This window comes from Amycolatopsis pithecellobii (assembly GCF_009707865.1).
Lineage (GTDB): Bacteria > Actinomycetota > Actinomycetes > Mycobacteriales > Pseudonocardiaceae > Amycolatopsis_E > Amycolatopsis_E pithecellobii.
This window is the reverse complement of record NZ_WMBA01000026.1, coordinates 27,624-41,905: the sequence shown is the minus strand read 5'-3', so window position 1 is coordinate 41,905 and position 14,282 is coordinate 27,624. Positions and strand designations below refer to the sequence as shown.

Sequence of the window (14,282 nt, the reverse complement as noted above, 5' to 3'; positions counted from 1 at the left end):
GGTTGCCTCTTCTCCCCGTGATCTTCCGGGCGAGCCATGGCGGCAATACTGTGTGGCCCCAAGCTCCAGTTAAGGAGACGCTTGTGGCTGTTTCTTTTGTGCATTCGGTGGGGGCACGGCCGTCCGGCCTGGTCACCCGGTTGTCCGCGGTGCTCACGCTGGCGTTCGTGCTGTTCGCCGTCACCGCACCCGCGGCAGCCGCGCAGACTCCGCCGTCACCCCACGGGCATGGGTCTCCCGGTGACGCCCCGGCCATGGACCCGGGAACCACCGGGGACCAGGACACGTCCATTTGGGACACCCCATGGGGACCGTTGTCGCAATACGATCGGAACCTGCTGATCAACGTGCGCTGGGCGAACCTGTGGGAAGCGCCGTCCAGTGACGAAACCGCGCAGCGGACCACGAACTCGAAAGTCCGCACCGCGGCGGAGCAAATGATGACCGACCACCACATCCTCGACGAGGCTGTACTCGGCGTGGCAGCGAAACTGAATGTCGCCATGCCGACAACGCCGACGCCATTGCAGCAGTCATGGCAGCAGGAGATCCATGAGAAAACGGGGCGTGACGCCGATGACGCCTGGGCGAACCTTACCCGCGAGGCACACGGCACCATTTTCATGTTGCTCGCGACCGTCCGCGCACAGACCAAAAACGATATGGTCCGCGATTTCGCGCAGCAGGGGGTGGATATCGTGATGCGGCACATGACCCTGCTGGAAAGCACCGGCCTGGTCCGCTCGACGTCGTTGTACGTCGGCTCGATGGCCAGCGCGCCGTACCAGGTGATGCCGAGTAAAAACAAGTTGTTCGTCGGTATCGGCCTGGCCGTGCTGGTGTTGCTCGGCACGTTCGCTGTCGTCCGGATCGCTGCGCGGTACAACCCCCGGCCCCGGGTGGCGGAATGACCGTCCACATGCAACTGTTGTTGCACACCAACGATTTTGTACTGGCCGCGGCGATCGACGCTCATGACGTCGGTATCCGGCAGATGGCGGCGCTGTCGGCCAGGTTCACCTACCTGGCGATGTGTCTGACCCTGTGCTGGGGCGTGCTGACCGCCACGGGCTGGGTTCGCCGCGTCACCGGACATCAGGCGCTGCGGGGCGGGCACATGATGCTCGCCGCGTTCACGGTCATCGCCGGCCTGGTGCATGCGATGTCGTTCCTGTTCCTCGACGAGCGCGTCCTTTCCGGAATCCAGATCTTCGTTCCTTTTCTCGGTGGCGAATTCCGGCACGCGCTCGGCATCATCGCCTTCGATCTGATGGTGGCCATCACCGCGACCGCCGGGTTGCACCGGCTTTTCCGTTACCGCAACTGGTTGCGTTTCCACCAGCTTGCCTATCTCGCGATCGCGCTGGCCTTCGTGCATTCCTGGCTCGGCGCGTGGGCCAACACCGATGTCGACGTCATGTGGCTCGCCGGGATCACCGTGGCGATGCCGGCGCTGGCGCTGGTGGCGCTGCGGGTGCTGCCGCCGAAACTCCTTGTCCGGGCCGGACTTGTCGGCGCCGAGATGGCCGCGGTGAAGCCGTTGGACAAGACCGCGCCGATGCGGGTCAGTGTGGACAACCAGCGTTGCCACCGCTACGGGTTCTGCCAGTCCGAGGCGCCGGATATCTTCCAGCTGCTGGAAGACGGGCGGCTACAGTACCGCGCGATGCCTGACGTATCGCAGAACTCCGATGTCCGATCGGCCGCCCGTGCTTGCCCGATGCGGGCCATTCAACTGCAGGGAGCCCAGCGATGAACCGGATTGTCATCGTCGGCGGGGGACTGGCCGGGATGCGCGCCGCGGAACGCCTCCGGGAAATCGCGTTTTCCGGGGAAATAGTCATCGTCGGTGACGAGAACCAGCTGCCGTATCACCGGCCGGCGTTGACGAAAGGGTTCCTCGACGGGCACATGAATGCCGCCGATCTCACGATCGAACCGCTGCTGGAACTGGATGCGGTGTGGCGCAACGGCACCACAGCGTCCAAACTGGACCCGAAGCGCCGCGTGGTTTCCTTGCCCGGTGGGGAAGAACTGGCTTACGACGGTCTGATCATCGCGACCGGTGTCGAAGCCCGAAGGCTCCCGGGTGGGCCGCACGGCCATCCCCGGGTCGTCGTCATCCGCACGATCACCGATGCCCAGCGGGTGCAACGGAGGATCGCCGGTAGCCACAAACCGGTGGTCGTCATCGGCAGCGGGTTCATCGGCGGGGAAGTCGCCTCCACGCTCAAGGCGATGGATCGTGACGTGACGATCGTGGGCCGCTCCCAGGGTTTGATGGGTAATGTGCTGGGCCCCGAACTCGGGCAGCAGATGGCCGATCTGCACTGGCGCAACGATGTTCACCTTGAACTCGGCGTGCAGATCGAGGACTGGGATCTGCACGATCCCGACACTGTCGGGATCCGGCTGTCGACCGGCAAGATCCTCGAGGCCGGGTGTGTCATCGTGGCCGTCGGTTCGGTGCCGGTGGTGGGATGGCTGCGCGACGCCGGGGTCCAGGTGGACGACGGGCTGCTGTGCGAGCCGACCTGCCATGTCATCGGGCTCGACGACGTCGTCGCCGCCGGCGACGTGGCACAGTGGACGAACCGCCGGTTCGCCGAGCGGCCCCGGCGTGTCGAGCACTGGACGAACGCGATCGAGATGGGCCGTGCGGCGGCGGAAAACCTGCTGGCGGGCCGGGCTTCGGCGCGGCCGTTCGAGCCGCTGCCGCGATTTTGGTCCGAACAGCACGGGGTCCGCATCCAGGCGGCGGGCATTCCTCCGCTCGGTACGGAACGGGTCGTGCTGGAGCAGGATCCGACCGGAGCCCGTTCGGTGACCGCGTATCTGCGTGATCATCGGCCGGTCGGGATCGTCGGCCTCAATTCCTCCCCCGCGGTGCTCACGTATACGGAGGAACTGCTGGAGCGGCGCGGGTTGCCGGACCCGGGAGCGTGGAGCAGAAAACCGGCCCCGGCGCGGCGAGTTTCCTTCCTGGAGGCCGTCCGTAGCGCGTGAGGTGTTCGAAACGAGAGGGAAGGGAGGAAAAGTGAACAGAAAAACACTGGCGGTGTGCGTACTGGCCGGTGCGGGCCTGGCCGTGGTGCTGATCACGGAATCCGGCTCGGATGGCGATATGAGCAGCGCGGCTCCCTCCATCGTCCGGGCACCGGCGACGGGGTCGCCCCTGGCACCGATGCTGACTCCCGGCCCGCCGGAGGCGGGGGACGCGAGCGTCAAGTCCCAGGCGACCGGTGGCCCCGGTTACGTCGGTTTCACCATGGTGAACAAGAAAGTCTATCTGGTCGCGGCAAAGGACGGCCCGGCAGCCATGCAAGTGTCCACAATGGTCAGTTCGGGTGAGCAGCCGGCGTTCCGGTGCGAGAGCACCACCGCCGACCGGGTCGCCGCTGCCCCATTCGTCGGCGTCGCGCTGGACACCTCGAAGGGAAGTGCCGCGCTGCCGGTGATTTCCGCGGACGGCGTCGCGCCGGAAAAGAAGCTGGCCTGTGCACTGACGAATGCCGCGGGCGGGTGAGCGTGACATGGCCCCGCCGAGCTTGGGAGCCCGCGTGAGTTCATCGAAGCAATCTCCGGCTGACGACGAGCCTTCCCGGGCCGGTGTCCGATTCGGCGGCTGGTCCGGGTACCAGGAATGGGCCGCACACGATTTCCGCCCGCGGACGGCAGCGGACGAGAGTGGGAGTCCGGTGAGGACGACTGACGTGGTGATCGAGATGTCCCCGATGACCCTGCTCTGGATGGAGGAAGACGCCGCGGATCCGCGCCCGGTTTCCCCGTTGCCGTCGCAGACGACGGCCGTGCCGTGGGACGGTGTTGATCCGGGTGCCGAACCGGATGACGAGGGCACTCTCCATGTCCGGCCCTACGTTCGAGCCCGTGGCCGCGCGGCGGCCCGGTACGAACTCGAGTTCGAGACTTTACTGACCACCACCGGAAAACACCTGTCCTGGTCCGGCGAGCGGGAGCTGTCCGCCGACCAGTTGACGCTGTGCCGCCTGTGTGACGCGCCGCGGTCGGTAGCCGAGATCGCCGTGGAACTCGATGTCGCGATCGGGGTGGCCAAGGTTCTCATCAGCGACGTGATCGACCAGGGACTTCTTGAGCTGCAGGAGATGACGCCGATGATCAGCGGGCGGCCACCGATGGAACTGCTCAAGCGGGTCCATGCGGGCATCGCGAAGCTCGCCTAGCAGCACAACCGAGCCGGCACGAATACCGAGTGGATGAGGAAAATGCGGAACACAGGAGGACAGCCCGCGCCGGAGCGTGGCGGCGCGGCGAGCACGGTGCCCGGACCGGTCCGCACGCTGGCCGCCTGGCGGCGCTGGCCCACGTCCGTGAAGATCGTCGCGCTGGTCGCGCTGCCCGTCCTCATCGCGGGTGCGACCGGCGGCGTGCTGGTGGCGACCACCATGAGCACCGTGCGGGGCGCCTACGCCGATGAGCGGATCGTCCAGGCCGAGAACAGCGTGCTGAAGCTGCTCGGGTCGGTGCAGGCAGAGCGGGAGCTCGGTTCCGGAACGGCGAACACGCCTGCCGATCAGGGGCAGCTCGCCGACGCGCGGAGCGAAGTGGACACTGCCGCCGCGCAGTTCAGTGCCGCGATGGCCGCGGTGGGCGAGTCCGGCGAGCCACGCCGGGCGGCCGAAGCGCAACTGGCCCGGATCAACGATGTCCGTGCGGTGCCGGGCCCGGTCCAGCTGGTGACCGCGTATTCGGATCTCACCGGCGCGCTGCTCGATGTTTCCAGCACGCTCGTGCGCCGCGCCGATGACAGGGAACTGTCCGCGGATTTGCTCGGCACACTCGATCTCGCCAGGGCACACGAGTATCTCGCCCGTCAACAGTCCTTTGTGGAATTGGGCCTCGGTGGCGCGCCGGTGGCCGGGCCGGACCTGGCCGCGGCGCGGGAAGCCACGACGCTGGGCGCAAGCTGGCTCGATCAGTTCACCGCCATCGCCCCCGACTCCGCGCTGCGGGCTTACCGGGAGACCGTGCCCGCCGACGACAAGGCCGCCCGCGACGCGCTCGCGGCCCGTGTCCTGAATCCTGGCGCGGCGTTCGTCCCCGCCGTCCCCGCCGCACAGTGGCGTGACGCCGGGCGAGTTGTGGACCGGCTGGACGTGCTGACCGGCCAGTTCAGCGCGGCGGATATCGGACTGGCGAGCCGGAAAGCGGACGACGCGGCGGCACGCAACCGGACGTTGGTGATCGCGCTGGCCGCCGCCGGGGTGGTCGCCGCGATGCTCGTCCTGGTCATCGGCGGCTATCTCCATCGGACGGTCTCCTCGTTGCGCCGCAGCGCCGTCGAAATCGCCGAGACGGGCCTGCCCGCGAAACTGCGCAGGGCAAGGGAAGGCCACCCGGAGACCGCGCCTTCGCTGCCCCCCTCGCACGACGGGGAATTCGGCGCGCTCGCGAAGGCGTTCGATTCCGTGTGTGCCGAAGCGATTTCGGCCGCGGCCGAGCACGCGAAGATGCGGGCCGGCTATTCGGAGGTGTTCGAGAACGTCTTCATGCGCAGCCAGTCGCTGATGCTGCGGCAGCTGCGGTTGATCGAGAACCTGGAGAAGGACGAACCGGCCCCCGACCGGCTCGAGTTGCTCTACCGGCTCGACCACCTGGTCACCCGGATGCGGCGCAACAACGAGAACATCCTGGTGCTGTCGGGAAACGAGCCCGTGCGCAAGCCGGGCAAACCGGCGACGGTGGAAACCGTGTTCCACGCGGCCACTTCGGAAATCGAGCAATACCAACGGGTCGAGGCGCTCGACGCGCCGAAAGCGAAGATCATCGACACGGCGGCGCAGGATCTCACCCGGATGCTCGCCGAGCTGCTCGACAACGCGACCTCGTTCTCCGCGCCGGAAACGACGGTGACCGTGCAGGGCCAGATCCTGCGTGACGGCAGCCTTTCGATCGCCGTCGTGGACAGCGGGATCGGCATGTCGGACGAGGAGCTCGAACACGCGAACCAGCGGCTGACCCGGCTGGGTTCCGCGGATCTGGCCGACTCGCGCCGGGTCGGGCTGGTCGTCGTCGGCAGGCTCGCCGGCCGCCACGGGATCGGGGTGGAACTCCTCGGCGGGGACCAGGCGAGCGGGGTGACCGCGGTGCTGTCGGTCCCCGCGGACCTGGTGCTCGAAGCCGAGCGTCCCGGCTGGGCGGACCGCAGGCACGCGATGCAGGCGGCTTCGTCGCGCCGGGCAAGGCAAAACCCGCCGGCCGCGACCGGTGGAGCGGCGAACGGGCAGCTGGCGCCGGTGCGGCGGCTGGTCGAAGTCGGTGCCCGGCAGGAAAAAACCGCCGAACGTGCGGCGCCCGCGCCACTGGACGAGCAGACCCGGCAGCAGCTGGTCGAATCGTCGCATGCGGACGTGCCCGAAGAGCTTCCGGTCCGGACGCCCAACCGTGTCATCGGCCGCAGCGGTGCCGTGACGGCGAAGACGGCCGAGCAGCGGGCGGCGTCCGGATGGTTCAAGGCACGCAACACGGCCACCCAGCCACGGGCGGTCTCGCGTTCCACCGTGGCGGACGGTTCGCGGGAGAACTGGCCTTCTCAAGCCGACGAAGGATGGATCATCGTGGAAACCGTCGCACGCAGTGACAAGTACACCTACACCGATGACGGCCTGCCGATCCGCCGGCGTGGCGCCCAGTTGTTGCCGGGAAGCGCGGCGGGCAGGCCCGTGCAGTCCACCGAGCGCGACCCGGCGCGTGCCCGCAGCCGGCTGTCGAGTTTCCAGCAGGGAATCCGGAAGGCACGGGGCGACGACGGCAAGCGGCCCAGAAAGCCCGGCGGATGGGGAAAGCTGCGCAAAAGTGATTCGGATCAGTAACGGACGGCACAGTGACGAGGATTGGTGAAATATGACCGAGAAGAACGCGATTACCGAGTCCCCCGAAGACTACGGCTGGCTTATCAACGATTTCGCCGAGCGGGTGCCGGGAGTCGCACACGGGGTCGTCGTCTCCGCGGACGGGCTGCTGATCGCGGCGTCGGACAGCCTGCCGGAGGATCGGGCGGATCAGCTCGCGGCCGTGGCCTGCGGTCTGGTGAGCCTGACCGACGGTGCCGCGCAATGCTTCGACGCCGGCAATGTCAACGAGACGATCGTGGAAATGGACGCGGGCACGATGTTGCTGATGTCGATCAGCGACGGCTCGTGTTTCGCCGTGCTCGCCGATTCTTCGGATGACATCGGGCAGATCGCTTACGAGATGGCCCTGCTGGTCGACCGGGTCGGGCGCACGCTCAGCCTCCAGCCGCGTGATGACCACGCCATGCGGGCGCGGATCGCCGCCGCTGCCGACATCGGTGCGTGAGCCGGGCGTGCGGGGGCACAGACACCGACCAATCTCCACAGGAAATGAGTTGTCATGACGACAGATTCCGCTCGCCCCTCGACCGTGGCGAGGCGTAAGTCGGTTACCTCGGTGAAGATAGTGGTTGCCGGCGCATTCGGGGTCGGCAAGACCACCTTCGTCGGTGCGGTTTCCGATATCCACCCGGTCCGCACCGAAGCCATCATGACGGCGGCAAGCAACAGCTACGATTCGCTGGATCGCGTGCCCTTGAAGAGCACGACGACGGTCGCCATGGACTTCGGCCGGGTCGAGCTCGAGGACGACCTGTTGCTGTACCTGTTCGGCACCCCGGGGCAGGAGCGGTTCTGGTTCATGTGGGACAACCTGGTCCGCGGTGCCCTCGGGGCCGTCATACTCGCCGACACCCGCAGGCTGTCCGACACCTTCACGTCGATCGACTTCTTCGAAAACAGGGGAATTCCGTACGTCGTCGCGATCAACCTTTTCGACGGTATCCTGCACCACCGCGTGGAAAGCGTGCGAAAGGCGCTGTCGATCGACGAGTCCGTGCCGGTGCTCACCTGTGACGCGCGCGAGCGTGGCCCGGTGAAACAGACGTTGCTGCGCCTGCTCGAGCATGTCATGGCTCAGGTCCAAGCGGAGGACGCCAAGACTTCCTGACGTCGTATCGGGAAACCCCACGGCCCGATCGGGTGGCTGTGGGGATCAGTCGTGTGCGCGGACTTGTGTTGCCTTGTGACACAGCGATTTCGCGTGTCCTTTCCCCGGTCGGACAATCTCAAGTCCTCCTCAACGAGCCTGGCGCGGCGCCGTAGGGGAGTGGCAGATTCCTCGGGCAGGAACCTGGGAAGGCAATTCTGTCATGACCGGCGAAACATGCGGCGATTCCGTTACCTATTCACTGCGGCGTACCTATCCGCGAGGATATCCGGCGCTGGAACAAGCGATCACCGGCGGGCTCGGCACGAATGAACTGTCGAAGGTCACGGATATCGAGGTACATGCCGACCGGCTGCGGCCGGGTGACGCGTCCGGCCGCGCAGTCTCGGAAATTCCCTTCGATGTCAACGAGATCATGCCGCGCGGCGGGTCTTTCGACTTCATGGCCGAGCACGGCGGGCAGGTCGTCTTCCTGCTCGACGAGGAGACAGGCACGCCGGAAAGGCAGCGCCTGCTTGATTTCCTGCGGCCGCACTACTGGCTGACCGAAGGGGCAACGGAAGCCGGCGCGAATTTTGTTTTCCCGGATTCGGTGCGGCTACGGGGCTTTCTCACCGGAATCCTGAATCGTGCTGACGTGGCGGTGGTTCATCCCCGGATCCGGGCCGCGGTGCAGGCGCTGGACCATGGCGAGTGCGCGGACATCTCGGAATTCGTGCGGAATGTCCGGCTCGCGTCGGGAGAACTGCGTCGCGACGGCCTCGACCCCGGCCTGCGGCACGCACTGGACAGTGCCGCTCAGGTCGCCGGCCGATTCAGGCGCGGGATCCGGCCCGTCCTCGCCATTCGCCGGGTGCCTCGCCGGGTGATCCTCCGGGAAACCGGCGGCGACGACGCCGGATTGGGACTCGTCGCGGAGACGGCCGTGAGCGACGTCCTCGCGCTGGCCGAGGAACTGCGAGAAAGCGAGTTTTTCCGGATCTTTCTGCTGGACCGGGTTCCGCTCGCCCGCCCGGCCGCCGCGGTCGTCGTGCCGAGCACCCCGCGGGACTGCGCGAAACTGGGACACTCCCTGTCCGCGGCGAATTCCTTTCTGTTTTCCCGGGAACAGTCGCGCCGGATGAACCGGGTCGTCCACGACTACCTGCCCAATGCCGAGCGGGGCCGCACGATCGTGGGTTTCTTCCCCGGCCTCGGGAGCCGGGCCTTCTATCAGAACCTGGGCCGGGGTCTGCTCGACTCGGGTGTTTCCGAAGTCACCGACATTTATCAGGAAAGCGCGCGGGCGCTGGGTTTCCCCGGCCGGCCGGAGAAGCTCCTGCTGATCCCGGAAAACATCCCCACCGGCAAAATGGTCGCGCAGGGCTTCATCGGCGCGGCGTTCTTGGTGCACAGCCTCGCCATCGAGGCTCACCTGAGGGCGACGGCCCGGGACACCGGGCTGCCGGTGCGCTTCCTCGCCTACACTGGCGAGAGCTTCGGCATCATCACCGCGGCGGTGGCCGGCGGTGCCCTTTCCATCGCCGACGGCGTCAAGCTGGGCCAGGCGTTCACGCCGCTGATGCTGACGGTCGCGGAGAGGCTGGTGCCCGAGCCCCATCACGTGCTCGGGCTTCGCGGTGAGCCCGCGCAGCTCGAGAAGATCCTGACCGAAATCGCCAGAACCTACCCGAAGACGGACGTCGAGATCCACAAGTTCTATTCGCGGCGGCAGACCAATGTTTACGTCAGGGCGGGTGTCAAACCCGGCTTCGACCTGTTCGCCGCGAAATTCCCCGCCGTCGAGGTCACGGAGTTGAAGGAGGCGACCACCTTCCTCGCCCACGCCGAGCGGATGAACGAGGCCCGCCAGGCGTTCGAGGAGTTCATGACGGACAACGAGATCGTGTTCCGCACCCCGCACACGCCGGTGATCTCGAACAACGATTCCGGTCTGCTCACCACGGCCGCCGAGGTGCGGGCGGGGGTACTGGCTATCACCGACGAGATCATGGCGTCGCGGGACACGGTGGAGACATTGGCGGATCTTCGTCCTGACGTGGCGCTGGAACTGGGGCTGGGCAACAAATCCGTGCAGCTGCTCATCGACAACGACATCGATGTGCCGGTCACCTCGTACGCCGGCCCAGCGGGGGAGGGTGGTCGCTTCCTGCGTGCCGTGCGGTTGGTGGACACGCTGTTCGGCGAGCTCGAGGAACTGCACGCGCCCGGCAGCCGGCTGGTCTTCCGGCACTACCAGACGTCCCGGGAAATCGTCCGGCTGTCGGAGACAATCCCCTTCTGCGAACGCTATTTCGCGCACACCATCTGGCGCGCCATCCGCAACGCGATCCTGCACCGGGACCGGACCGCCTGCTCGGCGTTCCACCAGTTACTGGAGATCTACCAGCACACCGCCAACTACCGCAAGCACATCGACGTCCCCGCAGGCGAGCTGGTACTCCAGGCCAGGTTGAAGAAACGCCTTGCCGGGCAGCCGGACCGGATCGGCCAGGTGTACGCGGAGCTGAAGGTGCTCGACGCGGCCGGGTCCGTCAGCGATCGGAGCACGCTCCACAGTGGACAACATGAAGCGACCGTGTTCCACTTCGATCGCCGTACCGGCCTCGATCAGGCCGATCTGGTCCGCGACACGCGGTTGCTGCTGGACACACAACCGCTGGCGCGCCGGATCTACGAACAGGTTTCCGAGCTCGTCGGCGTCGAGGATGGCGAGTTCCTGCCCGGTGACGCGGCGGCAAGCGGTGAGCAGGTCGCCCTGAGCCAGCTCGTCTACCAGTACGTGCTTTTCCAGCTGCTGCGGGTACACCGGCCCGCCATGTTCCTGCACGGCTACTACCTCGCCGGCGGCGACGCGATGGGCTGGCTGGTCGCGCTGGCCGTTTCCGGTGCGGCGACGCTGCCGGACGTGCTCCGGCTCTATTCCGCGTCCCTGCGGTCCGGTGTGGACACCGCGGAAGCGAAGGCCGCCCTTGACCGGGTGACGGCCGCCCTGACCACGCCCGATGCGCCGATCATTTCGCCGGACGGGATTCCCGTGCGAGCAAGGATCGATTTGGAGGCCACCACCCGTGCCGTCTTCCACTAAGAGCTCGCGCCGGATCCGGCTCGACGGAAACTGCCAGATCATCGCATTCGGCTCGGCGCTCGATCCGGGGAAGTTCGACAACGCGCCGTTCGCCACGCAGATCATCTCGGTGTCGTCGCCGGCGGATGTCTGGCGCAGGCGCGCCAATCCCGAACTCGACGACTTCGAATTCCGGTCGGCGCTGTCATCGACCATCGAAAACACCGAAGTGCTGCGTCAGGCGCGAGCCCGGAACCTGCTCGCCAGCATGGTCAACGCCTACGTCAACGTGGGGGAGACGGTCGCCGGGTTCGGCACCGGCGGCAGCGAGTCCATGACGATCCTGCTCACCCGGGACGGCGACGACCGGATCATCGTTCGCAAGATTCTCAGCGAGGCTTTGACCACGGCGGAATGGGACCGTCGTGGCGAGGGCGTGATGCTGCCTCCTTTCGCCAAGGCGGAAAACCAGGCCGAGTACCTCGCCGCCCTGCCCGGCTCGGTGCGTCCTTACTTCCCGGAGGTTTTCGACACCGTCGCACGGGAAATCCTCATTCCCGACCACCACAGGACCGGCGCGAAGACCACGCACAAGGAATTCATCTACGAGATGAGTTACGTGCCCGGTCTGGAGGTCAGCCAGTTCGTCGAGAAATACTGTCCGCCACCGGCCGTGATCGCCCGCTTGTACACGCTGATCCTGTCGGTGCTGAACGAGGTCGTGCACACGGTCAACCGCGTCCCCGCACCCGGCGCAACGCTGGACATCTCCTATTTCCGCAAGATCGAGGACCGGCTGGCCCTGTGCCGGCGCACCGCGCCGCGCACCTTCAACCAGCATCTGCTCGACACCGAGCGGATCGTGATCAACGGCGTGTCCTATCTCAACGCGCCGGCGTTGCTCGCACGGTTCCGCGAAAACCCGCGCTTTCTCACCGCACTGGAGCCGCGGTTCCATTCGCTGGTCATGGGGGACACCAACACCGAGAACATCAAGATCGCGAACCTCGACCCGCTCGTGCGGGCGCAACGGCTGATCTCCTCCGGCGCTCCGCGCGGCGAAATCGACGCGGCACTGGCCGGTATCACCGCGGAATCGGTGGGCATCCGGTTCCTCGATCCCCGTGCCATCGGTTTCCGCGGGACCGGACGCGAGACCAGCGACGATCCGATGTACGACAACAAACCGTGGCACAATTCCCTCGGCCATTACGACGAAATTCACCATGAGCAGTTCAGTTTGCAGGCCCAGTGCGAGGAGGGGCGGATCCCCACCGTCCACATCGGATTCGCCGACGGGAACAATTACCAGCGCGCGTATCGCGTACGGGATGTCACCGCGCACGGCGGGCGCGTCGAGCGCGCCGTGCCGCAGGGCATGGAAGACTACTTCGCGCCCGTGATGACCGAGGTGTACGGCCTCGACGACCCCGATTCCACCTATCGCCGGGACGATCCCCACTGGCTGACCCGTTTCGTCTTCATCATGGGGACACATTTCGCCGCCATGCCGCCGTTCCATTTCCACACCGAACCAGGCGGCACGTTCGTCGACGACCTTCAGACGCAGCGGCGCCCGGTCGCCATCTACTGCGAAGGCATCAAATGGCTCAACTGGGCCCTGGAAATGCTGGAGGGGCGGCGCACGGAATTCCTCGGGTTGCCCGTCCCGCCGCTGTGAACGACAAACAGAAAGGGCAAGTCCATGACCAGTGTCGCTCGCGCTCTTCCGGTATCCGGACTGAGTGACTTGTCGAACGAATCCCGGATGATCTCGGCGCCGTGGAGCCGGATGATCCGGGGTATCGGCCTCGGCCAGTATCCGATCGAGTTCGCCCCGGCGGTCGCCGGGCACATCCGCCGGACATTCGACCAGCTGGCGGCGAAGGTGTCACCGTCCAATGCGTACACGCTGTTCTGCCGGGATCTGACGGATTTCGTGCTCACGGTGGCGGACCCGGCGCGTCAGGACGACGTCGCGCCGGCTGTCGGGCCGCTCTTGCAAGCCGCCCGTGCCGAGCGCAATCCTTACTACCGGGCGATGGCAGGCAGCCTGGTGATGGACTCCTTCGCCAAGCTCGGCCTCGACGTGTCATTGCTGGTCAACGACGAACGAGATTTCCCGGCGGAGGTGCTGGGCATGCTCGACGAGATCGCGCCGGATCAGATCGCCGACGAGAACCAGGGGCGCCACGGTGACTACGAGCGGCTGTCCGCGTCGTCGACCGTCTTCCTCGCCATCGGCCAGCTCGGGTTGAAGGACCGGTTGGTCACCCCGGACCGCAACCACGTCATCGAAGGCTTGAACCTGCTGGAGAACATCCCCGCGCCGTACTTCCGCGGCCGTGCCGGCGCGATGTTCCTGTCGGTGGTGACGCTGCTCGGTTTCGACGAGTACATTTTCGACGGTGAGCGGGACTACATGAAGGAAGTCCTGCACTACATGACCCGTGCCGACGAGTTGAAGATCTACCCGTCGTTTCCGCAGGAACTGCCCGTCGCCTGGGCGAAGGTCTATCCGCTGCTGACGATGCTCAACGCCATCGCCATGTCCGGCAGGACGGAGTACCTGAACGATCCGATCGACTGGCTGGCCGAGGCGAAGGTGCTGCTGGAGCAGGTGCCGTGGGACGACCGGGTCCACATGAGCCAGTACTACATCGTCGCGCTGCACAATCTCGGGCGGCTGCAAGAGGAATTGCCCGACCTGGACGGCTATCTTGCGCAGGTGGCGGCCGTGCTGGATCTGGTCGACCCCGGTGGCAATTTCTTCCCCAACGGCATCGCCTATCCCTACATCATCGAAGTCGCCATGATCACCGGCCGGATGCATTTGATCCCTGACGAAGCGCTGACCCGCATGGTCGACGCCTTCCCCGGCTACGACCGGACCGAAGCGGACCATGCCAACAGTGCTTTCCCGGTCAGCTATGTCCTCAACGTGCTCGGTGAGATCGATGCCGCCGACCTGATCTTCGAACCCCGCGCTCAATACGGGGGCAGTTCGGCGCTCGCCTGGGTCGTGGACCACATGTCCGAGGGCGCGAAAGAAGAAGGCACCCGGCTCTACATGATCAATCATGCGCTGGTCAGCTACGCCTTGCGGATGCGTGGTGCGGGCGCACCGGAAACGGAGCTGTTCCGCAATTTCCGGTTCGCCGCCGCGTAAACCGTGACAACGGAAGGGTGTTCAGGCGTCCTGAACACCCTTCCC

Annotated in this window: 11 protein-coding genes; all 11 read left to right on the top strand. The window is 66.3% G+C overall.

Going from position 1 to position 14,282, the window contains the following annotated elements:
- The first annotated feature begins 83 nt into the window (after positions 1 to 83).
- On the top strand, positions 84 to 911 hold the full coding sequence (locus GKO32_RS17795; protein WP_154758006.1) for a DUF4142 domain-containing protein: 828 nt from the start codon (positions 84 to 86) through the stop codon (positions 909 to 911).
- Positions 908 to 1,756, top strand: a complete 849-nt coding sequence (locus GKO32_RS17790) for a ferredoxin (RefSeq protein WP_246243988.1) — start codon at positions 908 to 910, stop codon at positions 1,754 to 1,756. The genes GKO32_RS17795 and GKO32_RS17790 overlap by 4 nt, the downstream gene beginning before the upstream one ends.
- The gene (locus GKO32_RS17785) at positions 1,753 to 3,006 is read left to right on the top strand and encodes an NAD(P)/FAD-dependent oxidoreductase (protein WP_154758005.1); all 1,254 of its coding nucleotides are present in this window, start codon (positions 1,753 to 1,755) and stop codon (positions 3,004 to 3,006) included. Before GKO32_RS17790 ends, GKO32_RS17785 begins: the two co-directional genes overlap by 4 nt.
- Positions 3,007 to 3,037: 31 nt before the next feature.
- Complete coding sequence (locus tag GKO32_RS17780; protein WP_154758004.1) at positions 3,038 to 3,526, top strand: hypothetical protein; 489 nt, start codon at positions 3,038 to 3,040, stop codon at positions 3,524 to 3,526.
- Between the two features lie 172 nt (positions 3,527 to 3,698).
- On the top strand, positions 3,699 to 4,202 hold the full coding sequence (locus GKO32_RS17775) for a DUF742 domain-containing protein (protein ID WP_166459633.1): 504 nt from the start codon (positions 3,699 to 3,701) through the stop codon (positions 4,200 to 4,202).
- A gap of 42 nt (positions 4,203 to 4,244) precedes the next feature.
- A complete protein-coding gene (locus GKO32_RS17770) occupies positions 4,245 to 6,851 on the top strand; it encodes a sensor histidine kinase (protein ID WP_166459632.1) in 2,607 nt (868 codons plus the stop codon).
- A 31-nt stretch (positions 6,852 to 6,882) separates the two neighbouring features.
- Positions 6,883 to 7,338, top strand: coding sequence for a roadblock/LC7 domain-containing protein (locus GKO32_RS17765; protein ID WP_154758001.1), 456 nt, complete (start codon positions 6,883 to 6,885; stop codon positions 7,336 to 7,338).
- 54 nt (positions 7,339 to 7,392) lie between these two features.
- Entirely contained in the window at positions 7,393 to 8,001 is a 609-nt protein-coding gene (locus tag GKO32_RS17760) for a GTP-binding protein (protein WP_154758000.1), read from the top strand.
- 202 nt (positions 8,002 to 8,203) lie between these two features.
- Complete coding sequence (locus tag GKO32_RS38430; RefSeq protein WP_208024450.1) at positions 8,204 to 11,089, top strand: ACP S-malonyltransferase; 2,886 nt, start codon at positions 8,204 to 8,206, stop codon at positions 11,087 to 11,089.
- Entirely contained in the window at positions 11,073 to 12,749 is a 1,677-nt protein-coding gene (locus GKO32_RS38425; protein WP_208024449.1) for a hypothetical protein, read from the top strand. The genes GKO32_RS38430 and GKO32_RS38425 overlap by 17 nt, the downstream gene beginning before the upstream one ends.
- Before the next feature lie 24 nt (positions 12,750 to 12,773).
- Positions 12,774 to 14,237, top strand: coding sequence for a hypothetical protein (locus GKO32_RS17750; protein ID WP_154757999.1), 1,464 nt, complete (start codon positions 12,774 to 12,776; stop codon positions 14,235 to 14,237).
- The last annotated feature ends 45 nt before the right edge of the window (positions 14,238 to 14,282 follow it).

What these genes read in the sequence shown, in the direction of transcription:
- GKO32_RS17790 (WP_246243988.1), top strand. Translation starts at nt 908, where the DNA reads ATGACCGTCCACATGCAACTGTTGTTGCACACCAACGATTTTGTACTG.
- GKO32_RS17785 (WP_154758005.1), top strand. Translation starts at nt 1,753, where the DNA reads ATGAACCGGATTGTCATCGTCGGCGGGGGACTGGCCGGGATGCGCGCC.
- GKO32_RS17770 (WP_166459632.1), top strand. Translation starts at nt 4,245, where the DNA reads ATGCGGAACACAGGAGGACAGCCCGCGCCGGAGCGTGGCGGCGCGGCG.
- GKO32_RS17765 (WP_154758001.1), top strand. Translation starts at nt 6,883, where the DNA reads ATGACCGAGAAGAACGCGATTACCGAGTCCCCCGAAGACTACGGCTGG.
- GKO32_RS17760 (WP_154758000.1), top strand. Translation starts at nt 7,393, where the DNA reads ATGACGACAGATTCCGCTCGCCCCTCGACCGTGGCGAGGCGTAAGTCG.
- GKO32_RS38430 (WP_208024450.1), top strand. Translation starts at nt 8,204, where the DNA reads ATGACCGGCGAAACATGCGGCGATTCCGTTACCTATTCACTGCGGCGT.
- GKO32_RS17750 (WP_154757999.1), top strand. Translation starts at nt 12,774, where the DNA reads ATGACCAGTGTCGCTCGCGCTCTTCCGGTATCCGGACTGAGTGACTTG.